The organism is Kribbella sp. NPDC023855, assembly GCF_040639475.1.
Taxonomy (GTDB): domain Bacteria; phylum Actinomycetota; class Actinomycetes; order Propionibacteriales; family Kribbellaceae; genus Kribbella.
Map to the genome: position 1 here is coordinate 270272 of NZ_JBFAAA010000005.1, position 22061 is coordinate 292332.

The 22061-nt window shown below is 66.3% G+C and carries 13 protein-coding genes; 9 read left to right on the forward strand and 4 right to left on the reverse strand.

The genetic code is table 11. From position 1 onward, the window contains the following. Positions 1-492: 492 nt before the first annotated feature. On the reverse strand, positions 493-1005 hold the full coding sequence (locus tag AB0F51_RS20350) for a pyridoxamine 5'-phosphate oxidase family protein (RefSeq protein WP_360282045.1): 513 nt from the start codon (positions 1003-1005) through the stop codon (positions 493-495). 52 nt (positions 1006-1057) lie between these two features. Here AB0F51_RS20350 and AB0F51_RS20355 point away from each other — a divergent pair, with 52 nt between their 5' ends. The 5 genes from AB0F51_RS20355 to AB0F51_RS20375 all read left to right on the forward strand — a co-directional run bounded on the left by AB0F51_RS20355 (position 1058) and on the right by AB0F51_RS20375 (position 13687). After that, a complete protein-coding gene (locus AB0F51_RS20355; protein WP_360282047.1) occupies positions 1058-1900 on the forward strand; it encodes a DegV family protein in 843 nt (280 codons plus the stop codon). A 511-nt stretch (positions 1901-2411) separates the two neighbouring features. Next, the gene (locus tag AB0F51_RS20360; RefSeq protein WP_360282049.1) at positions 2412-3065 is read left to right on the forward strand and encodes a ComEA family DNA-binding protein; all 654 of its coding nucleotides are present in this window, start codon (positions 2412-2414) and stop codon (positions 3063-3065) included. Between the two features lie 833 nt (positions 3066-3898). After that, on the forward strand, positions 3899-4111 hold the full coding sequence (locus AB0F51_RS20365) for a hypothetical protein (protein ID WP_360282051.1): 213 nt from the start codon (positions 3899-3901) through the stop codon (positions 4109-4111). Between the two features lie 373 nt (positions 4112-4484). Beyond that, positions 4485-13151: a DNRLRE domain-containing protein gene (locus AB0F51_RS20370; protein ID WP_360282053.1), complete on the forward strand. Its 8667-nt coding sequence runs from the start codon at positions 4485-4487 to the stop codon at positions 13149-13151. A gap of 152 nt (positions 13152-13303) precedes the next feature. After that, positions 13304-13687, forward strand: a complete 384-nt coding sequence (locus AB0F51_RS20375; RefSeq protein ID WP_360282055.1) for a hypothetical protein — start codon at positions 13304-13306, stop codon at positions 13685-13687. Positions 13688-14197: 510 nt separating this feature from the next. Here the strand turns inward: AB0F51_RS20375 and AB0F51_RS20380 are convergent. Beyond that, on the reverse strand, positions 14198-15310 hold the full coding sequence (locus AB0F51_RS20380; RefSeq protein WP_360282057.1) for an SMI1/KNR4 family protein: 1113 nt from the start codon (positions 15308-15310) through the stop codon (positions 14198-14200). A 165-nt stretch (positions 15311-15475) separates the two neighbouring features. Here AB0F51_RS20380 and AB0F51_RS20385 point away from each other — a divergent pair, with 165 nt between their 5' ends. The 3 genes from AB0F51_RS20385 (at position 15476) to AB0F51_RS20395 (ending at position 18909) form a co-directional block, all read left to right on the forward strand. Further along, positions 15476-15877 (forward strand): hypothetical protein, encoded by a 402-nt coding sequence (locus tag AB0F51_RS20385; protein ID WP_360282059.1) that lies wholly within the window; start codon positions 15476-15478, stop codon positions 15875-15877. Positions 15878-16112: 235 nt separating this feature from the next. Next, positions 16113-16472: a helix-hairpin-helix domain-containing protein gene (locus AB0F51_RS20390; protein WP_360282061.1), complete on the forward strand. Its 360-nt coding sequence runs from the start codon at positions 16113-16115 to the stop codon at positions 16470-16472. Continuing rightward, positions 16459-18909 (forward strand): ComEC/Rec2 family competence protein, encoded by a 2451-nt coding sequence (locus AB0F51_RS20395; RefSeq protein WP_360282063.1) that lies wholly within the window; start codon positions 16459-16461, stop codon positions 18907-18909. Before AB0F51_RS20390 ends, AB0F51_RS20395 begins: the two co-directional genes overlap by 14 nt. Before the next feature lie 129 nt (positions 18910-19038). On the opposite strand, the gene AB0F51_RS20400 is transcribed toward AB0F51_RS20395, so the two are convergent. Next, positions 19039-19908 carry a winged helix-turn-helix transcriptional regulator gene (locus AB0F51_RS20400; protein WP_360282065.1) on the reverse strand — a complete coding sequence of 290 codons (870 nt, stop codon included), beginning with the start codon at positions 19906-19908 and terminating at the stop codon, positions 19039-19041. Between the two features lie 86 nt (positions 19909-19994). On the opposite strand from AB0F51_RS20400, the gene AB0F51_RS20405 reads away from it, so the two are divergent. Next, complete coding sequence (locus tag AB0F51_RS20405; protein WP_360282067.1) at positions 19995-21275, forward strand: MFS transporter; 1281 nt, start codon at positions 19995-19997, stop codon at positions 21273-21275. A gap of 182 nt (positions 21276-21457) precedes the next feature. Here the strand turns inward: AB0F51_RS20405 and AB0F51_RS20410 are convergent, their stop codons facing one another. Further along, positions 21458-21973, reverse strand: a complete 516-nt coding sequence (locus tag AB0F51_RS20410; RefSeq protein ID WP_360282069.1) for a hypothetical protein — start codon at positions 21971-21973, stop codon at positions 21458-21460. Positions 21974-22061: the final 88 nt, after the last annotated feature.

A 22061-nucleotide genomic window follows, 5' to 3' on the forward strand; every position in this document is an offset into this window, starting at 1 on the left:
GACGGGCAGGAATGGGGGCGGTGACCATGACGAGGCAAACATGGTGCGCCGTACTGCCGGGAGGTACTTCGAATCCGGAGCGGGCGACACGGAGAGCATCCGGCAGCCAGACGGTGGGGGCGCCGATCTACTGCCGCAATCTCCGGGGTGCTGCGTCGCGCGGAGCTGTCCTACCTCACACCGGGGGCCGTGCACCGTCAGGGCACGCGACCCGGGGCGGGGTCCCAGCAGAGACCAGGCACACGACACAGGGGACGAGTGCCGGTCCGGTCGATACGGGAAAGCCGGTGGGTTTGGTCACCCGCCGGTGGGTCGACCGCTGGGGCTCCCCGGGGGGACCGTCGAGAGCCGTAATGGGACGGTTCTCGGCACAGCCGGTACCAAGCCTAGTGAGCTGACACCGAGGGGGAGTCAGCTCAGCGGCGAGGTGGTGGGCCACACAGGGGATGGCCCCCACCTCGCCGAGGCGGATCGCAGTACCGGTGGCTGTGATCAGCTCCTGCCGAGCACAGCGCTCTTGTCGAAGGCATAGCCGACCATCCAGTGCGGCTGGAGCCGGCAGTAGACGATGTCGTCCGCCCAGGTCGACGGCGAGCTGCCGTAGTGCGCGACCAGGTGATCCTCGATCTCGGCGAAGTCCGGATGGTCAGTGCCCAGGAACTCGACCTGCCCGTGGCTGAACACGCCGATCCGCTCACCATCGACGTACGAGATGCTCGCCGCGGATCTAGCTCTCAGATGCCGCGCCTTGGCCGCCTGTCCCGAGGTCGTGAACACCCATCGCGCGTGCAGGAAGTGCCCGTCGACCGCGCTGATCCGCGGCTCGCCCTTCGCCGTGACAGTCGCCAGATTGAGCGTGCACATGCCCTGCAGCGCCTCGGCCAGCTCCGCCGCCGTCAGCTGCCGCTCGCCGGAGATGATGCTGCGCAGATGCTCCGTGGAGCGCTCGTAGGCCGCATCGAGCAGCCGTTGCAGTTCCTCGACTTCCTCGCTCGTCTCCCTCATTCACCGAGTCTGACACCAGGCGCCGACGAAAACTGTCCGGTAACCTCGCTGCATGTCAGCCCGCGTGCACGTCGTCACCGACTCCACCGCGGGTCTGTCGGCGCTCGAGGTACTCCGGTTCCCGCTGACCGTCGTACCGTTGCAGGTAGTGATCGGCGGGACGTCGTACGACGACGGCTCGACCAGCTCGGCCGCCGTCGCCGAGGCGCTCAAGACGTTCACTCCGGTGTCGACCAGCCGGCCCGCTCCGCAGTCGTTCGCCGACACGTACGCCGCGATCGCCGCCGCGGGAGCCGAGTCGATCGTGTCGATCCACCTGTCCGGGGATATGTCGGGGACGTTCGAGGCCGCCATGATCGGGGCGAAGGAGTCACCGATCCCGGTCCGCGTGGTCGACTCGCGCTCACTGGGTATGGGGCTGGGCTTCCCGGTACTGGCCGCGGCAGCCGCTGCGGCTGACGGCGCCGACCAGGCGGGCGTCGAGTCCGCCGCCCGAGCACGGATGGCGGCCGTCTCGTCGTACTTCTACGTGGACACCCTGGAGTACCTCCGCCGAGGGGGCCGAATCGGCGCGGCTCAAGCCCTCCTCGGTACTGCGCTGGCGGTCAAGCCGCTGCTCACCATCAGCGGCGGCCGGATCGTGCCGCTCGAGAAGGTCCGTACGTCGAGCCGCGCAATCGCCCGCCTAGCCGACATCGCCGTCCAACGCGCCGGCGACGGCCCGGTGCAGGTCGCCGTCCACCATCTCTCCAACCTCGACAAGGCCCACACCCTCGCGGACGGCCTCGCCGAGCGCCTCCCGCAAGCCGAAGAAATAGTCCTCCGCGAGGTTGGTGCCGTAATCGGAGCCCACGTAGGCCCCGGCATGCTCGCCGTAGTAATCGCCCCCCGCTAACCACCAAGCACCTCACCCGCCCACGCTGGCGCCTTCGCTCGCTCCTTCGTCGCTCACTACGGCGCTGGCTCCCACCCACCCCGGGCGCGGGCTCCTGCGTCGCCCGCTTGAGTGAAAGCGGGGTGGTCGGCAGGGTTCTCCCGATCGCGGGGTGCTCGCCCACGCTGGCGCCTCGCTCGGCACGTTGGACTTTCGTTCGTTCCTTGGTGACTGCCGAAGACCGGACCCGACCCCAGAAGCGCGATCCACCGGGTCGAACGTGAGCGCCCGCCGATTGTCCACAGGCTGCGAACTCGCCCGGGCCGTTGGCGGAAACGCTCGTACTTTTCCTGGTGTGAAGCTCTCCCGCCGACCCCCACCCCCGGACCCGGATGCCCGCCAGCAAGCCCTGTCCCGACTCCGTGCTGCCAGCCATCCTCCCGATCCCGACGAGGTCAGGGGCGGCTGGACACCGTCGCCGGTCTTGCCCGATCGCCTGAAAGGACCGCTATGGACACTGTCGCCACGCCACGTGGTCGTGCTCGCCCTCGTCCTGCTCGTAGGACTGGCATGGGCGGCCTACGCTCTGCTCCGCAGCAACCCCGAGCCGATCCCCAATCCACCAACCACCCTCACCTCAGGCTCACCAGTAGCCGTCCCCACCCCAGGTACGACACCGGCCGGCCCTGGCAGCGCTACTGGCGGCCCGGGCTCTCCTGGCGGCGCCGGTTCGCCCGGGAAGCCGGCGACCGTCGTGGTGCATGTCGCCGGCAAAGTCCGTCGCCCCGGGCTGGTCCGTGCGTCGACGGGATCGCGCGTCGCCGACGTACTGGCCGCCGCTGGCGGAGCCCTGCCCGGCGTAGACCTGACGACCCTCAACCTCGCCCGACCAGTCACCGACGGCGAGCAGATCGTCGTAGGCGTTCCAGGCGCCGCGCCGCCGAGCAGTCCCGCCGCGGGAAACCCGACAAGTACTCCGGGCGCGCCACCCGGCACCCCACTCGACCTCAACACCGCAACCCTCGCCCAACTGGACGCCCTGCCAGGCGTGGGCCCGGTCCTAGCCCAGCGAATCCTCGACTGGCGCACAGAGCACGGCCGTTTCACCAGCCCCGACGAACTCCAGGAGGTCCCCGGCGTAGGCCCCAAGAAATTCGAATCCCTGAAACCCCATGTCCGAGTCTGAAGCCCGCCACCCACAACCCAACCGTTCCGACGCCGACCTCACCGAAGCCGATGAGTCGGAGCGCGGTTGGCATGACGACAGCCCGGCTCAGCCCGGTGGACTTGCGGATGACTTGACGGAGCCCCGCCCTGCGGGTGATCCGATGGAGCACCGCCCTGCGGATTATCCGATGGAGCACCGCCCTGCGGATTATCCGAGGAAGGCCGGCCCCGCGGATGGTCCGAGGGAGTCCGGTCCTGCGGATGACTCGGTGGAGCGCGGAGGGCCTGCGGATACTGCTGAGGATCGCGGGGTTGATCTGCGGTTGCTGGTTCCGGCGGGTGCGGGATGGCTGACCGCAGTCCTGCTCCTGGGCACGAGTGCGGCGACCGCGGTGTGGGTCGCCGTGGTGACTGCGTTCGTCCTGGCGCTTCTGTTGCTGGCGCTCCACCTGCTCGGATGGTCGCGGCTTCGCGGAGGCCATTGGGTGAGCCGGCGACTCTCGCGGCTGCAGGCAGGACGGGTGGTGGTTACTGCGGTCGGGGTTGGGGCTGTTGTGGTGGGGATGGCATTAGCGGCCGGGTTGCAGGTGCAGAGGTTGCAGGCTGGGCCGGTGGGGGAGTTGGCGCAGGCGGGGGCGGGCGGTGAAGGTTCGGTTGAAGATTGCCGGCGAGAGGTGCAGGTCAGAGGCTGGTTTGCTGACCCCCTGCGAGGTGAACGTTGGTGCTCGTATTGGCCAGTCTTGACCCACCTGGCTTAACTTTGGTGGCGCTGCGGACCAGCGGGCAGCAAACCCGCAAGGTCCACCTCGCCGCCGAGCGCCAGATCTAGCGTTGCGTTCATCCCGGAGACCGATGACCGAACAGGCGGACCTGCATCTCGAGATCGCCGCTGTGATCGCCGAGGTGGCTGCTTCGCTGCAAGCGCCGATGGAGCTCGAGGAGACGCTCCGGGTGATCGCCCGGGCCCGGCCGAGACGGTCCAGCGCATTGTGGAGGCGAGAGTATCTCGTTCACCACCAGGGGACGGCCGGATCGAGACGCTGGCGCCGCCCGGACCGCGGGTGACCCTGGCGGGACGGTTTCACGAACGCGGGATTTTGCTCGGGTTGCAGGGCTACCGCGCAGTCCGTTACGCCACGTGAATCAGTCCACACCATAGGTAGGAACGCCGTCTGCCGGCACCGCTCCAGTTGGTGGTCCGCATCGTGGATGGGCTGGCGCTTCTATCGATGGAATTGTGTCTCGCGCACGATCGGGAAAATTCGGCGGAACGTTACAGGTTTGCAGGTTGTCCCATAACCGCGGAGTAGCACTTGCGCAGCGCTGCCGCCTCAGGGATTCTCCTCCGGCCCGGCCACAGCTGGGCGTAACCGCCTGGCATCCGGGGTTCGGTGACTCACCGTGAGGCACCCCGGGCAGACGAAGGAGTCCTCCGCCCATGACCCGAGTCCGCCGTGTGCTCGTCCCTGTCTCCGTCTCGATCGCCTTGCTCGCGTCCGGTCTGCAGACCCAGGCGTTCGCCGGTCCGGCTGGCCCCTCGGTGGCTGCTGCTGCCGATCTTCAGGGCTGGCGCAGTCAGGCGACCCAGCCGAATCCAGAGCTGAACGCCGTTCTGCCGGCCGGCGTGGCCAGCAACGAGCAGGTTCCGTCGCCGATCAAGCGCGACGGCCGGCGGGTTAAGGAGTTGCCCGGCCGCCGGACACCGACGAGCAAGGTGTTCCAGTTGGCGGACGGCCGGACCGAGGCCGAGCTGTCCAGCGAGCCGATTCACTACCAGAGCTCCGACGGCACGCTGCAACCGATCGACACCACGGTGAAGGCCAGCCGGGCGGCGGGATTCAGCCTCGGCAACGAGTCCAACAGCTTTCGCAGCTTCTTCGGCACGCGGGCCGACGAACTGGTGAAGTTCGACCTGGTCGGTCACGGGATGACCCTGGGCACGGCGGCCACGAAGGCGCTGACGCCGACGGCCGCCGGCGACACGGTCACCTATCCGGATGTGTTCGGTGATGCGGATCTGGTCTATCAGGTCGGGCCGGATCAGCTGAAGGAGAGCATCGTTCTGGAGTCGGCGCCGGCCGATCCGACGTACCGGTTCAGCCTGAAGCTGGCCGGCGTCAAGGCGGTGCAGCAGTCGGACGGCTCGATCGCGTTCCACCCGGCCAGTGGGGTCGGCCGGCCGTTGTTCACGATGCCGCGGCCGTTCATGACGGACGCCCGTGACGATGCGGCGTCGCCGTACGGGAAGGCCTTCAGCAACAAGGTGACGCAGACTGTCACGCAGCGCGGGGCGAACATCGAGATCACGGTGCGGGCGGACGCGGAGTGGCTGAAGAGCGCCGATCGGCAGTACCCGGTGGTGATCGACCCGACGATCGCCATCGAGCCCGCTCCGGACCAGGCGCAGGACGCGATGGTCGACTCCGGCGCGCCGACCACCAACTACGGTGGCATCACCGGCCTGTACGCCGGGACGACCGGCTCGGCCAAGCGTCGCAGCCTGCTCAAGTTCGACATCTCCAGCATCCCGGCGGGAGCCACGGTCGACTCCGCCCAGCTGAAGCTCTACTTCGACCAGTCGTTCGAGACCAACGCGAACGCGGTCCAGCTGGAAGCGCGTCAGGCGGCGTCCGCCTGGAGTGAATCGACGGTCAACTGGAACTCGTCGGTCAACACCACGCTGGGCAGCCTCGCCTTCAACAAGGCGTACGTCGACGACAGCGATACCGCGAACACGTCCATGCTCGGTGCGTGGCCGCAGGCTGCGTCGGCAGTGGCCGATGGCGGCGGCTACCGGTACCAGAACGACGCGGCGACAGGGTCGACGTTCACCTGGATGCCCGACATCACGGAGACCGGCAACTACGACGTCTCGGTCGGTTACATCCAGGGCGCCGACCGCGCCACTGCTACGCCGTACAGCGTGCTGCACGGTGGAGGCACCACCAACTACACGGTCAACCAGACGCTTGGTAGCGGCAATGTTCTGAAGGGCGTCGGGTCGCTGCCGTTCAACGCGGGTGGTGGTTACCGGATCACGATGGGCGACGTGGCGGGTAAGGCGACCACCGCGGACGCCGTGTGGCTCCTGAAGCGGGCGTACGACACGAAGGACGCCGGGGAGACCAGCGTGTGGCACACGTTCAGCGTCCGGTCGATGCTGCAGAGCTGGCTCGGCGGCGCGCCGAACAACGGCATGATCGTCAAGGCGACCGACGAGACGCTCGGTCGCGGGGGACCGGTCTACCAGGCCAGTGAGTACGCGTACAACGGCTCTGATGTGCACAGGCACGCCAACCGGCCCAAGCTGATCGTCACCTACGGCCGGCCTGGCGTCGTCGTCAGCACGCCGACGACGATCGCCGCGACCGGCGCGACGCTGAACTGGAGCGGGTACGTCGACCCGAGCACCAGCACCGCCGACGACATCGTCGAGTACCAGGTCCACCGCAGCATCTTCCAGAACTTCATGCCGACCGCCGACACTTTGGTGTCACCGGTGGCGACGGGGACGACGACCTATGTCGACACCAGTGCGGAGCCGACGCCGGCCGACGACACGTCGGACGAGGGGGACGGCTACTACTACATGGTCGCCGTCAAGACCAAGGACGGTGGCCTGACCCCGTCGGCGACCCAACTCGCTCGGCTGCCCAAGGCGGGTCAGGTGGTCAAGTACTTCCAGGCCGCTGCCGACTCGACGCTGTCGAGCGTGCTGTCCGGGACGAACCTCGACAAGGTCGAGGGCAAGGCATGGCTCGAGGTCGGCAACAACGCGACCTACGGCAAAACCCGCGCCGTGGTGAACTTCGGAACAGTCACCGGCGCCATCCCGGCGGGTTCGACCATCCTGGACGCGAAGCTCGGCCTGTGGAAGGCGCACTACGAGGGCGGCGCCGCGCAGGTCAATGCCCATGCGTTGAGCAAGACGTTCGTCGAGGCGGCGACCACCTGGCAGAAGGCCAACTCGACCACCTCGTGGACCACGGCGGGTGGCGACTTCGGGGCGGCTCTGGACTACGTGCCGGCCGGCAACATCGGCGTACCGGATCCGACTTGGCATTGGTGGCAGGCCAAGACCGCTGTTCAGGGTTGGGTGAACACTCCCGCGACCGAGCACGGCTTCTTGCTGAAGCAGTCGACAGAGACAGTGACCGGTCATGGGCTGTTCCTCAGTGCGGAGGCGGCTGAACCGCTGCTGCGTCCTCTGCTGAAGGTCACTTATCTCAGCAAGACACCGGAGTCGGCGTATCACGCGCCGAAGACGCCGCAGCGGCAGACGCCGGGGGCGCAGTACCCGGTCGACGTGACGATCACCAACACGCAGGCCTTCGCGCTGAAGTCCGCGGAGTACGCGCTGTCGTATCACTGGACGTTGCCGGACGGCACCGAGGTGACCTCGGACGCGAACCGCCTGGACACGGTGCTGCCCGCGGACCTGGCGCCGGGCGCAGCGGTCAAGGTGAGCGCACAGGTGAAGAGCCCGGTCGCCGCCGCTCCCAGCAACAAGCGGGAGGACTTCGTTCTCCAGTGGGACCTGCGCAACAAGACGACCGGAGCCTGGCTTTCCAAGACCTCCGGCGGAGTCGGAACCCTGAACCAGAACGCCGCGGTCGAGGATCCCACCTCGGACCAGCTCGGGCTGGAGAAGTTCTACCAGTACGCCGGGAAGAACACCGGGGCCGGGTCGTCGGCGATGGTCAACCTCGCGACCGGAAATGTTGCCTTCGGCTACAACGCGTTGACCAACCCAAGTCGTGGCGCGTCCACTTTCGTGCGGATGACGTACAACAGCCTGGACACGTCGGCCTCGTCGATGGGCTACGGCTGGTCGCTGTCGACCTCGACGCTGAACCGGCTGGGCTCGGCGCTGGACTTCCATCCGCGCGGCCAGAAGTGGCCGACCACGATCACCCTGACCGACGGGGACGGCACCAGCCACACCTTCGCGCTGAACAAGCACGGCACGACGGACGAGACCAAGTGGGACTACGACCATCCGAAGGGCGTTCATCTCTACCTGCAGAAGCTCGCTGATCCGCCGAACAACAAGACCTCGGTGAACCGGGCCTGGGTGCTGACCCGGCCGGACCGCACCCAGTTCTTCTTCGACGACCAGGGGTTCCAGTCGGTCATCCGGGACAAGAACGGCAACGAGACGCTTTACACGTACTCCGAGCGCAAGAGCGCCAACAAGCCGGTCAAGTTCCTCGACTACATCACCGACGCCGCCGGACGCCGGACGCTCTCGCTGGAGTACTTCGAGAAGGGCCAGGCGTACAGCTACATCAACGACGCCGGCGTGAAGACGGCCGCGACCAACCTGACCAATCCGAAGATCATCGACCAGGTCGAGTCCATCACCGACATCTCGGGCCGGAAGGTGACCTTCACCTACTCGGACAAGGGCTTGATGGCCGAGTTGGTGGACGGTGCCGGCTCCACCGCGGCGAAGACGTTCAAGTTCGTTTACGACGCCACCAACACCAACAAGAACACCAAGCTGGTCCGGGTCACCGACCCGCGTGGCAAGTCGACCAACCTGTCGTACTTCGCGGCGACGACCGATCCCAAGGACAAGTGGAAGCTCGAGAAGCTGACGGACCGGTTGGGCAAGACCACGACGTTCGGCTACGTGCCCGGTACGGGAACGGTGGAGACGACCGTCACGGATGCGACGCCGCGGGCCACGAAGTACGTGACCGACAATTTCGGACGGCCTATCCAGACGACCAACGCCAAGAATGAGATCACGAAGCTGAGCTGGGACACCGATCACAACGTCACCCAGCTGGAAGAGGCCAACGAAGCGCGCAGTACCTGGACCTATGACCCGAAGACCGGCTTCCCGCTGACCATCAAGGACGCCGAGGCCAACGCCAACGGAACCCCCGCCACGGTGCTGAGCTACAACGTGGGCGGTAACGGCTTCTACGGCGAACTCATCCGCAAGGTCAGCCCCGAGGGCCGGACTTGGACCTTTGGGTACGACCCGCTCGGCAACCTCACGTCGGTGACCGACCCCAAGGGCAACGCCACCGCGACCGCCGACGACTACACCACGAAGTACGCCTACGACCCACTCGGTCAGCTGAAGACCTCGACCGACGCCAACAACAACACGACCACCTACTCGCTCTACGACGCCACCGGCTACCCGAAGAAGATCACCGATGCGCTGACGAAGTCGACCGACTTCGGGTATGACAGCCGCGGCAACGTGCTGACCGTCACCGACGCCAAGCTCAAGACGAGCACCTACACCTATGACCTCTTCGGCCGGCCGCTGACGTCGAAGGTGCCGAAGGACCAGGCCGCCAATCTCTTCATCACCACGCCGGCGCCGGTCTATGACGCGAACGACAACGTGACGCAGGCGACCGCTCCGAACGGCGCGATCAGCACCAACGCCTACGACGACGCGGACCAGCTGATCTCGTCGAAGGCGCCGAAGGACTCGGCGACGGCCCCGGACCGGGAGACGAAGTACGAGTACGACGTGGTCGGCAATCTGCTCCGGCAGACCGAACCGAAGGGCGTGCTCACTCCGGACACGACGGACTTCGTGACGTCGTACCAGTACGACCCGGTGTACCAGCTGCTGTCGGTCACGAACGCGCAGACCGACAAGATCAGCTACGAGTACGACAACGTCGGCAATGTCGTGACCGTGGTGGACCCGCGCAAGTCCAAGTCGGCCGACCCGGCGGACTACACCTCGAAGTCGACCTACGACAAGGCCCACCGCCCGAAGACGGCCACCGATGCCGCGGGCAAGACCACGTCGACCGAGTACGACCGCGACGGCAACGTGATCAGCACGACCGATGCTGATGGCAACAAAACGGCGGTGACGCTGGACGAGCGTGGCAAGACCGTGCAGGTCAAGGCTCCGCACAGCAAGGATGCCGCCGGCAACATCACGTACCGGACCACCCAGGTGGAGTACGACCAGGTCGGCAACCAGACGAAGGTGATCACTCCGCGCGGCGTCGAGACCGGGGACGACCCGGACGACTTCGCCCAGGTCACCGTGTACGACGCGCTGAACCGGCCGAAGGAGAAGCTGTCGCCCTACGACAAGGACGACACGCGGTACAACACGCCGGACAAGACGGTGATGAGCTACGACGAGATCGGCAACGTGACCAAGGTCAGCGCGCCGGCCTCGGAGGGGCAGACCGTCCGCAACGACATGTCCTACAGCTACTTCGACAACGGCTGGGTGAAGTCCAGCACGGATCCGTGGGACATCGTCGCGGCGTACGGATACAACGAGCTGGGTCAGCAGACCGCGCGGACGCTGACCAGCGCGGGTGGTTCGTCGTCCCGCACGATGTCGTGGGACTTCTTCCCCGACGGCAAGCTCAAGTCGCGCAGCGACGACGGCGTACCGGTCGGTCTGCATGTCTCCCTGGTGGACAACTCCGACACCGGTGACGTCGAGGCCGCCGGGACCTGGCCGTTGGCGTCGACTGGCACCGGGTTCCAGGGCACGAACTACCGCACGCATGCGGCGGCGACCGGGAGCACGGACAAGCACACCTGGAAGCTGAATGTGCCGGCGGATGGCAAGTACACCGTTTACGTCCGCTATCCCGCGGTGGCGGGCGCGTCGACGGCAGCGCCGTACGCGGTCAGTACTGGTGCGGCCGGGTCCACGCCGGTGAGCAAGCCGGTCAACCAGACCGCCGGTGCCGGCACCTGGGTCAGCCTCGGAGAGTTCACCTTCGCCGAGGCGACCACTGGCTCGGTCTCCCTGGCTCCGGCTACCACCGGAACGGTTTCTGCTGACGCGGTGAAGGTGGTTCGCGACAACACCGGCGAGACCGACGCGGAGAAGAAGGACTTCACCTACACCTACGACACCAACGGCAACCTGCTGCAAATCACCGACACTCAGCCGGGCGCCAAGGTCAGCGACTACCTCGTCAGCTACAACGGGCTGAATCAGGTCGCAAAGGTCGAGGAGAAGAAGGGCACCGCGCTCCTCAAGACCACCACGTACACCTACAACGAGAACGGCGCTCCGGTCACCCGGACGTTCGACGACGCGGCGAACAAAGACGACCAGTTCTCGTCCTACACGTACGACGCCCGCGACATGGTCGAGCAGGTCAAGAACGGCACGACCGCCACGGACACCTCACCGAAGATCTCGGGCTACACCTACACGTCCCGCGGCGAAACCGACGTGCAGACCAAGGCCAACGGCAACACGGTCGACTTCGACTACTACCTCGACGGCCTGGTCGCTTCGCAGATCGAGAAGAAGTCCAACGGCACACTCGTTTCGCAGCACGCGATGGAGTACTCCGCCAACGGGCACCGGGTCAAGGACACCGCGAAGATCCAGAACGCCGACAACCACGCGGCGTACCTGGACAACGTCTTCGCCTACACCTTCGACCCCCTCGACCGAATCGCCAAGGTGGAGAAGAAAGACGCCGCCAGCTCGGCCGTCCTGTCGACGGAGTCCTACACCCACGACCCAGCCGGCAACGTCGTCGCCCAGACCGTCAAGGATGTCGCGACGACTTACTCCTATGACCGCAACCGGCTCCTGACCGCGACAACCGGCGGCGCCACAGCGTCGTACACGTATGACCCGTTCGGTCGCTTGTCGCAGGTGTCGTCCGCGGGCAAGGTGATTCAGCGCAACACCTACGACGGCTACGACCGCATCATCAAGCACCGCCAACTGCAGGAAGACGGTACGACCAAGACCACTACGACGGCCTTCGACGCCCTGGACCGCACCAGCTCCAAGGTCGAAGGCACCAAAACCACCAACTACTCCTACCTAGGTCTGTCCGGCGAGGTCCTCTCCGAAGAGGTAGCCGGTGAGATCACCGCGTCGTACCAGTACTCGCCATGGGGCTCCCGCCTCTCCCAGGTGAAGTTCAAGGCGGACGGGACCTCGGAAGACTCGTACTACGGCTACAACCCCCACACCGACGTCGAGACCTTGACTTCGGACGCCGGCGACACCCGCTCGACGTACGGCTACACCGCCTACGGAAAGAACGACGACGACCGCTTCACCGGCGCAGACAAACCCGAAGCCCAAAACCCAGGCAAAGAGCCCTACAACGTCTACCGCTTCAACGCCAAACGCTGGGACCAGTCCTCCCAGTCCTACGACATGGGCTTCCGCAACTACTCCCCGGGCCTAAACCGCTTCCTAACCCGAGACTCCTACAACGGCGCCCTCACCGACATGAGCCTCGGCACCGACCCCTGGAACGCCAACCGCTACGCCTTCGCCGGCGGCAACCCGATCAGCCGCGTAGAAGTCGACGGCCACTACAACATCGACGACGAAGGCAACCGGGTGGATTCCAACCCGGTACAGCAGACGACCGTGCAGGAACCGATGTCGGGGGACGGGCCGGGGGAGTCGCCAGCCGACTGGCTACGCGCGAACCCAGGGGCGGGCGTCGACGTCGAGATCAATCGTGAGGCGCTAGGCAACGTCTTGAAGGATATCGGGATCATGGGGCTTGGCGCCGTCGTGAGCGCTGCCGGTGGCTCCCTCACCGGCGGCGGCGCTCTCGTCTGCGGAACGGGTGTGCTGTGTCCTGTCGGCGCTGTCGCCGTCGTGGGCGGTGTAGCGATCAGCGCCACAGGTGCGGCGGTCAGCACAGTAGGCGGCCAGCGTTTCAGCAAAGACTTCGGCCGTCTCTTCAATGAGAGCGGGGGCACGGGTTCGGGCACCAGCTCGAGCAGCACTAAACTCTTTCCAAACCAGATGCCGGGTAGCTTGATGGGGGAAGTTGCCCAGGCAGAGCGGGCTGGTGTGAAGCCAATCAATCCCAGTTCTGGCAACTTTGACGAAGCGATCAACGCCGGCACAGTGAAGTGGGCTGTCCTCGAGGATGGAAGTCTTGTGGTGATGCCGAAGAATGCCGGCGGAGTCGAACTGAAGCACTCGGTGCTGAGCGGGGGCCGTCCGGTGCGTGCTGCTGGTGAGGCCGATATCGCTGGCGGTGGCGGCCGCTACATCGGCCTCGAGATCAACAACAACAGCGGCCATTTTAGGCCATCTCAGGAGAGTCTGCGGATCGGCATTGATGCTTTCAAATCGTTCGGGATCGGGTTCTGAGTATGGAGTGGAATGAGCTGCTAGCTCACCGGTCTGATCTTCGGCAGTGGCTCAGGGGTGCTCAGCCGGAAGGTGAGGACGCTGCCAATTGGTGGCTCGCGGTTGCGCTGATTGCGACAGAGAGCATCCAGTCGGTAGTCGTACGAGGAGACATGCCCGACGACACTGCTCTCGGGACTGCGGTGGAGGCAATCAACATCGCTACGGAAATCGGGACGGTCGGTCATGCAGACCGCGCGATTCGGCTGGCCAACCTAGCAGGACTGATCGCGGGCGCAGGGCAAAGTTTGACAGAGCCATCGGATCTGTGTCCGGATGTCGCTGCGCGTCGATGCCTGGAGGTTCTAGCAATTGAGGGTGTGCGCTACGAGCTTGTGGTCGGTCATGAGCAACCGCTGACCGTGGAGGAAATGCGCGAACTGCGTCGAGTGAAGAACCTTCTGACTCCGCTCACGCACCTTCTGCCCTACCTCAAAGAAGATCGTCTTGCCGATGAGGTTGGGAAGTGGCTCACGGTGTATCCACAGCTGCCCTAGGCGACAAAAGCGATCGCCGAAGTCAATGCCTCGCCAGGGCAGAGTGGCGCTCGTCCGGAAGCTGAGGGAGTCGAACGGCGGCAGCCCTTTGTCGCAGGTTCTCAATCCCTGCCGAGGATGGAGAGACAACGAGTCGTACTTGACGCGTGCAGATAACAGCGATCGGTACTGCGGCGGCGGGGTACATCCAGACCTACGCCGCGCCACAAGCGGCCAGATCGTCAGAGGACGAATATCGATCGAGACGAGGCTATGCAGCAACTGTTGCTGCCCTGCGGCGACGAACCACGCCGAAGATCTGATCAGTTACACCGCGGCAGGACCTTATACGATTTCAACGAACCAGCGCGCGGAATCAAGGTCCCGCACGCTGGCGATACCGCAACTGCGCCGCCGGATCACCCAGCCTGGCGCCACCAATCCAAAGAATTTGAGGCAGGACTCGGGCCAGCGTGGACCGAGGAGGCGGCTCCCATCGCGGGGGCGATGTGAAGGCTAGGGATGGCGTCACTAGGGTGATTCATCGTTGCCTGGCTCGAATCGGATGCGCTCCAGCGGATCGACCGCGTCGTCGTCTTGACTGGGGAATCCGGCGGTGTCAAGGCTGCCGCGGAGCCAGGCGAGCAGTGTGTCGACGAGAGTGTCCTGCAATGGCGGGCCCTGTTTGGCGTGGCGTGGGTAGACGATCAGTGGCCATTCATCGGGCGCTCCTTGGGTGAGCCAGCCCAGTACGTCGCCCTCGACCGCGTTGGCGAACGGCAGGAATCCACCGGGCTCCGGCCAGACCGCAAGTGGCTGGAATTCCGGATACTGCGCCTGCAGATCGGCGTAGCTGTCAAGTACTTCCTTGGCGTGGTAGACGAATCCGCGGCCGTTGGTGCGCAGCGGGGGGACGAAGTTGAGCCACTCCGACCAGCAACCGGCCCCGTAGGTGTCCATCAGTTCGATGTAGTCGGTGGGGAGCCGGGTGCCGAGCTCCTCGAAGAGCTGATCCCAGCTGCCGTCTCCCAGGTACGGCGTGGCCGGTGATGCGACGAGTAGCCGGAGCGTGGCCAGGCCAGTGCCTTGCTTGAGCGCGGTGAGCCGGGTCTTCTTCGGGGTGGCCGCACGCCGTGCCGGTGGCGGCGGGGTCCATGGACCGGCGTCGACCAGATACGAGGTGCGCTGCGCTGTGGGTGGCAGCGGACCGAGTTGCTGGTTGCTGGGCAGGGGGACGCCGGTGCTTACTGCGGCGGCGATCAGTTCTGAGACTGTCATGTGGTAGTTGTGCCAGGGGTTCAACCCGTTGTTGACGGCATCGCTGTCCATGACGACCACCGGCCATTGGTCGGGGTCGGCGGATGCTGCTGTGTCCCAGAACAGGTAGCTGGCTGAACGGGTCTCTCCCCAGGCGAGTAGTCCACCTCGCTTTGGGTGGAACGGCGGCGGTGTGTGTGGCGGAGCGTCCTTCGACCGTGCCCGGCACAGCTTGTGGGTTTCCTTCAGCCATTCTCCGTAGTCGAAGCGGCCAGGCTTGGCACATGGCGTGTGAAGCCAAAGCCATTCACCGATGAGCAGCGGCCCGTGGTCGGTAGCCAGCGCCTTGTAGTCGGCCGGCAGGTGCAGACCCAGCCAGGACTCCACCGCATCCCAGTCAATCGGTATCGTGTGGTCGCACCGTTCGACTGTATGAATGGTACGTCCATGACATCGCATGATTCCACGAAAGGCTCTATATCGCCTGGCGGCACGGTCTCAGCACAGGCCAGACGGGTAGTTGGCTGCCCGGAAGTCGTCGACGATGCGCTGATGGAGCGCTGCCAGCCGCCGCGGGTTCGACGCGCGAACAGGACCGAGGACGACCAGTTCTCGTCGTACAGTTGCGACGTCCGCGACCTGGTCGAGCAGGTGAAGAACGGCAAGACCGCCACGGACACCTCACCGAAGATCTCCCGCTTCACACATACGGCCCGCGGCGAAACGGACGTGGAGACTAAGGCCGACGGCAACACGGTGGACTTCGACTACTACCTCGACGGCCTGGTTGCTTCGCAGGTCGAGAAGAAGCCGAGGAGGAGATCGCCCAGACGATCGGCGCGGCCATATCGGGGTGGCGGTCGTCGTGGTCGCCGGTGCGGTTCTGGCCGCGCCGCACGTCAAGAATGGTGGCTGGACACTCTCCCGCCTCGGCGAGGCACCGACGAAGCCTGAATCCGGTTCGCGTCTGCTGGTCTCCAGCCACGATCGCAGGTCGGGTTCGGTGTACTTCCCGACCGCGCGGTATATGACGATCGAGTACGGCAAGGCCGCGAGATGCGTGGTCTCGAACTCGGCGGGGTCCATGGTCGGCAGGTACGGAAAAGGGCGTTCCGCCTGGTTCGGGTCGCTCTCGTCGTCGATGTCGTACAGGACCAGACCGTCCACCTCGATGTCGGCGAGCCGATCCATGGTGACGCCGGTTGTCCACAGCCTGACTACTCGTTGCGGTGGGCGGCGGAAAGGCTCGTACTTTCCCTGGTGTGAAGCTTTCCCACCGACCGCACCTCCGGATCCGGAAACCCGCCGGAAGTTCCTCTCCCGACTCCACTCTGCAAGCCATCGTCAACGCTCCGAAGGAGGAGATCCCGAAGAAGTCGGAGGCGATTGGACTCGCGACGAGCTGCCGGGGGGTGGACCCGTCCTCGCTCAGCGAATCGTCGACTGGCGTAACGAGCACGACCGATTCACCAGCACCGACGAACTCCAGGAGGTCCCCGGAGTGGACCCCGAAGAGTTCGCATCGCTGAGGCCGCATGTCCAGGCTTGATGCTGAGGAAGGTGAAAAGGGCCGCGCGGCTGACCTGCGTCTGCTCGTCCCGGCGGCCGCTGGTTGGCTGACCGCCGTCATGCTGCTGGGCGCGAGCGCATCGACTGCTGTGTGGGTGGCGGTGGTGGTGGGGCTTCTGATGGGCGTCGGCGTGCTGATGCTTCGGTTGCGCGGATGGATCGGACTGGGTCGTCCTGTGCGACAGGGACAACCGGTGGGGTTCGGGCGACGGGGCTTGGTGCGGGTGCCTGCGGTGGTGGTGACGGGGTTTGGGGTTGGCGTTGTTGTGGTCGGGATGGCGGTGGCTGCCGGGCTGCAGGTGGTGCGGTTGCAGGCCGGGCCGGTGGCCGGGTTGGCCGAGTCGGGGGCGGCGGTGACGGTTCGGCTGAAGGTGGTGGGCGATCCGGCTGTCCGGAGTGCTGCGGGGGGTCGGCGTCCGCCGTACGTGGTGGTGCGGGCGACGGTGGAGGAGGTGGTTGGTAGGGGTGTGGCGACGCGGGTTCGTACGCCGGTGGTGGTGGTCGGGTCTGTGGGCTGGAAGGAGGTGAGGTTTGGGCAGCGGGTGGAGGCGACGGGGCGACTTCAGTCGGTCGACAAGGGTGGCGACGTCGCGGCGATGTTGTCGTCGCGTGTCGAACCGCGTGTGCTCGATGACCCCGCTTGGTGGTTGCGGGCCGCCGAGCGAGTGCGTGCTGGGCTGAGGCAATCAGTTACTGGAGAGCGGGAGGCGGTGCGCGGTCTGGTGCCGGCCCTGGTGATGGGGGATGAGTCGGGGTTGCCACCAGAGTTGGTTGAGGACTTCAAGACGACTGGCCTCACACATTTGTCGGCGGTTTCGGGTACGAATCTCACGCTCCTGCTGGCATTCGTGCTCCCACTCGCCCGGCTCATCGGCGTCCGGGCGCGAGGTCTGACTGTTGTCGGGCTTGCCATGGTGGTGGTGTTCGTGGTGCTTGCTCGGCCGCAACCGAGTGTTCTTCGGGCAGCAGCGATGGGCCTGGTTGCATTGGCCGCGTTGACTGGTGGTGGCGGGTCGCGGCGTGCGGTGCGGAGCCTGTCGGTTGCGGTGATCGCGTTGCTCCTGCTGGACACGTCGCTCGCCAGATCGGCCGGATTTGCGTTGTCCGTACTGGCAACCGCAGGCATCGTCCTGCTCGGCCCGAGCTGGCGCGACGCCCTAGCCCGATGGTTGCCCATGCGCTTCGCCGAGGCCCTCGCCTGCCCACTAGCAGCCCAAATCGCCTGTACGCCGGTGGTCGCGTGGCTCTCCGGCCAGGTCTCGCTGGTGGCGGTCGCGGCGAACCTCCTCGCAGGGCCTGCAGTAGGTCCAGCCACGATCCTCGGCTTCGGTGCAGCCGGAATCGCCTTACTGAGTGCGGATCTGGCCCGACTCGTCGGCTGGCTGGCAGGCTGGCCCGCGCGATGGATCATCCTCATCGCGGAGAAAGGTGCCGACCTGCCAGGCGCCTCAAGTGCCTGGCCCGCGACAGTGGTCGGCGTCGCGGTACTAACGCTGCTCTGCCTCGGACTCGTGCTCGCCCTCCACCGCATACTCGCGCGCCCGCTGGTGATGCTGCTCGCGCTCGCGGTCTTGGCCATCGCAGTACTGCGTCCAGTCCGTTCGCTGGGCTGGCCGCCGGCGGACTGGCATCTGGTTGCTTGTGACGTGGGGCAGGGCGACGGTCTGGTTCTGCATGCCGGTCGCGGTACGGCGGTCGTCGTGGATACCGGTCCCGATCCGGCAGCCATCAATCGGTGCCTGCGGGAGCTCGACGTGAAGTACGTGCCTGTCGTGGTGCTCACCCACTTCCACGCCGACCATGCGGGCGGCTTGGCGGGTGTACTGCGAGACAGGACGGTCGGGGAGATCGAGGTGACGCCCTACCTCTCACCACCAGCGGAGTACAAGCGCGTCGTCGATCTGGCGGCGCAACACCGAATACCCATCCGGACGGTCACCTACCAGGAGAAGCGCACAGTAGGCCCGGTCAGTTGGACCTCGCTGTGGCCGGCCCGCGTGCCCGCGCTCGCTGCTGGAACCCCCTCAACCTCCACTGGCGAAGGCTCGCCCGAGAACAACGCCAGCATCGCGATGATGACCGAGGTCGCGGGCCTGCGTCTCCTGCTCACCGGTGACCTCGAGCCCCAGTCCCAGCGATCGATCCTCGCCACGGGGGTCGACCTCCGCGCCGATGTCCTGAAGGTTCCGCACCACGGCTCCGGCCGGCAGGACCCTGCCTTCATCGCGGCCACCCAGGCTCGCCTCGCCATCATCTCGGCCGGCATCGACAACGACTACGGCCACCCAGCCCCTCGAACCCTCGACCTCCTCACCCACCAAGGAATGAAGATCACCCGCACCGACACCGCCGGCTCAATAGCCCTCACCACCTCCGACGATCAACTATCCCTGTCCACCAACCCCACCCACCCGTGACCACGACCCCTTTGGCCGCCAATCCACGGCCGATCATCGACCACGGGACGCTGGACGGTCCCGGCAGGTTCAGACGTGTTTGCTCGAGCGACTCGACCGCCATCCACTCAGTTAGTTCCGGCGCGTTGGTCAGCGGGTGCCGGGGCGGACGAGGGCGAGCAGTTCCTGGACGGAGCCTCGGGGGTCGGTGATAGGGGCTTGCAGATGCTGTACGACGCCGTCGTGGTTGGTGAGGATGGTGACGCGCTTGAGCCATTCGCCGCCGCTGGCGCGGAACACCGGCAGCCTCAACGCGGTTGCGGCGCGGCCGTCTTGGTCCGAGGCGAGCTGGTAGGGCAGCACGGCGTGCGCCGCGAAGGCCGCCTGCTGGTCGGGGCGCTGGCTGCTCACGCCGACCACGCGAACGCCTGCGGCCACGAAGTCGTCGTGGGCCTTGGCGAACGACAGGCACTCCAACGTGCAGCCGCGGGCGCCCGGGATATCGCCCCATCCCGGCGGATAGCCGTTCGCGTGCGGCGGCCATGCCGCCGGGAAGAAGAACAACACCGTCGGCTGGTCCCCTGGCAGTGCCACGGATTCCCCGTCGTGACCAGCCAGTTCCAGTGACGGCAAGCGGGTGCCGACAAGTCGCTCCAGGCGCTGAACCTCGAGGCCCGCCGGCGCGGCGCTGGCCGAACCGTCGCCCATCACATGCCGCGTGCCGAAGTCCTGCAGCGCGAGCAGCACCGGCAGCAGTCCTTCACCCATCGAGGTCAAGACGTAGTCGTATCGCGGCGGCCGATCCGAGTACGCGCGCCGCTGCAGAATCCCCTGCTCGACAAGGCGGGCCAGCTTCTCTGCAAGCGCACGCCGGCTGATACCGAGTTCGCGTTGCAGGGCGTCGAACCGGGTCACCCCGGCGGCGGACTCCCGGACCACCAGCAAGGTTTGCCAATCGCCGACCACGCTCAGCGCCTGCGCGATACCGCAGTCGGTCTCGGCGAGGTCATCGTGGCGCACGGAGTCAGCTCCTGGGGAATCGGCGTGGCGGTGACCGCCATTCTCGCATAGGGTTCCAATTCGGAACTTACTTCGAAGGGGGCGGGATGAGGCGCGACGGCGGGGCTTTCTGGAACTACTGGGGCGCGAGCACGCTGAGCAGCACCGGTACGGCGGTGACCGCCGTCGCGTTGCCGCTGACCGCGGTCACGGTGCTCGACGCGACGCCGTTCCAGCTCGGCATGGTCGCGGCCGCGTCGTACCTCGCGTGGGCGCTGATCGGCCTGCCTGCCGGGGTCATCACCCAGCGGCTCCCCCTCCGTCGTACGCAGATCGCCTGCGACCTGGTGCGTGCCCTTGCGATCGCGTCGGTTCCGCTCGTGTGGTGGCTCGGCTATCTGTCCATCGGCCAGCTTGTTGCGACCGCCCTGGTGATCAACTTCGCCGAGGTGCTGTTCTTCGCCGCCAGTTCGACGTTCATGGTCTCGGTGGTTCCGAAGGACGAGCTCAACGCCCGCAACAGCCTGATGTCGGGTACACACGCGGTCACCCAACTGGGCGGGCCGTCGCTCGGCGGTTTGCTCGTGCAGCTGATGGGCGCGGTGCCGGCGTTGTTCGTCGACGCCGTGTCGTACGTCGCGTCCGCGGTGCTGCTTCGGCGGCTCCCTGAACGCAATCCGGTGGACTCCGGCGAAGCGCGGACGAGTATGCGGGTCATGATCGCCGACGGCTGGCGGTTCGTGGCCCACCACCCGGTGATGGCTCCCGCGACCTGGTGGGCCTGCGTCGTCAATTTCGTGTGCGGCGCGCAGATGGCGCTGTTCGCCGTCTACCTGGTGCGGAATCTCGAAGCTCCGCCGGGCGTGGTCGGGCTCTTGCTGGCAACCGAAGGCGTGGGCGCGCTGATTTTCGCCTCACTCACGCCCTGGCTGGTTCGGCGGTTCGGCTCTGCTCGCGTATTGCTCGCCGAGGGAGTTCTTGGCGCGGTAGCAGCCACGATCATCCCGTGGGGGCACGGTTCGACCGGCTGGATCTTCTTTGCCGTCGGCAACTGCTTGTTCGCCGGGTCGGTGGTGCCGGGCAGCGTGGTGACCCGCACCTACCGCCAGCTGGCCAGCCCGCCGGAACTACTGTCGCGGGTGATGGCAACCGTACGGTTCGTGTCCTGGGGATCGATCCCGGCCGGCGGGTTGGCCGCCGGCGCGCTGGCAGAGGTGGTCGGCGTACGGACGACGTTGCTGCTCGCCGCGCCCTTGATGTTGCTCGGGCCCGTGCTGGTTTGGGCCAGCCCGATTCGCAACCTGCGAAATCTCGAGGACTACGGGACTGAGCCGGCGCCTGCGACCGCAGCGAGCGCTTCGGCCGGACCGGAGGACACGCGGGTCTGAGCCTTGGAGCTTGAGGGCACCACGCCGGACGAGGCCGGGTGCCGTCACGTCCTGCAGGTCCTCTCGCGGATCGGCGACCGGCACCGTCTATCCAACGATCCCGCCTCAAGTCGAGTACGAGCTCACCGGGCTTGGCCTCACCCTGCTCGACCGGTACTCGCGGTCGTCGCCGGCTGCGAGGGTTACCCGTTGCTTCCTTCGGCGATCACGACGATCACGTCGGTGTCCTTGGCGAGGTAGGCGCGGCAGCTGTAGTTCGACTTGCCGGAGACGACGCGATCGAGGTCGGCTCCGGTCAGCCACGGGCCTGCTGGCAGGGCGCCCCGCAGATCCACGGCGACAGTCGGTGGGGCAGTAGCCTCCGCCAAAGCACCGGTGTTCCGCAGCTTGCGCGCGACCTCGGGCTGAAGAGTCACGACCGCATCGATCCAGTACGACGACGGTCCGGGCACGCGCTGATCGCCCAGAACGCCAGCCTGCCACGACAACCGCAACGGGTTGCCCAGAGCAACGAAACGTCGCTTGATCGGAGCAGGATCGGTACGAACCGCTTCGCTGGATCGAACGTGAGCGGACGTTTCACTGTGGCTCGGCGACGCGCCCCGCTGTTGGGATTCCGGCTCGCCCGCCGGACCGCACCCGGCCAGAGCGATCACCAGGCAGGCCCAGCCGAGAAAGGCTGTCAGCGGCGCATTCATGCTCTCCCCGGTTGGTCGCCCGTACTAGAAGTCCGCTGATCATCGCTGATCCGGGGGCCAGTCCAGCCACCTCCGCTGTCGACACGCA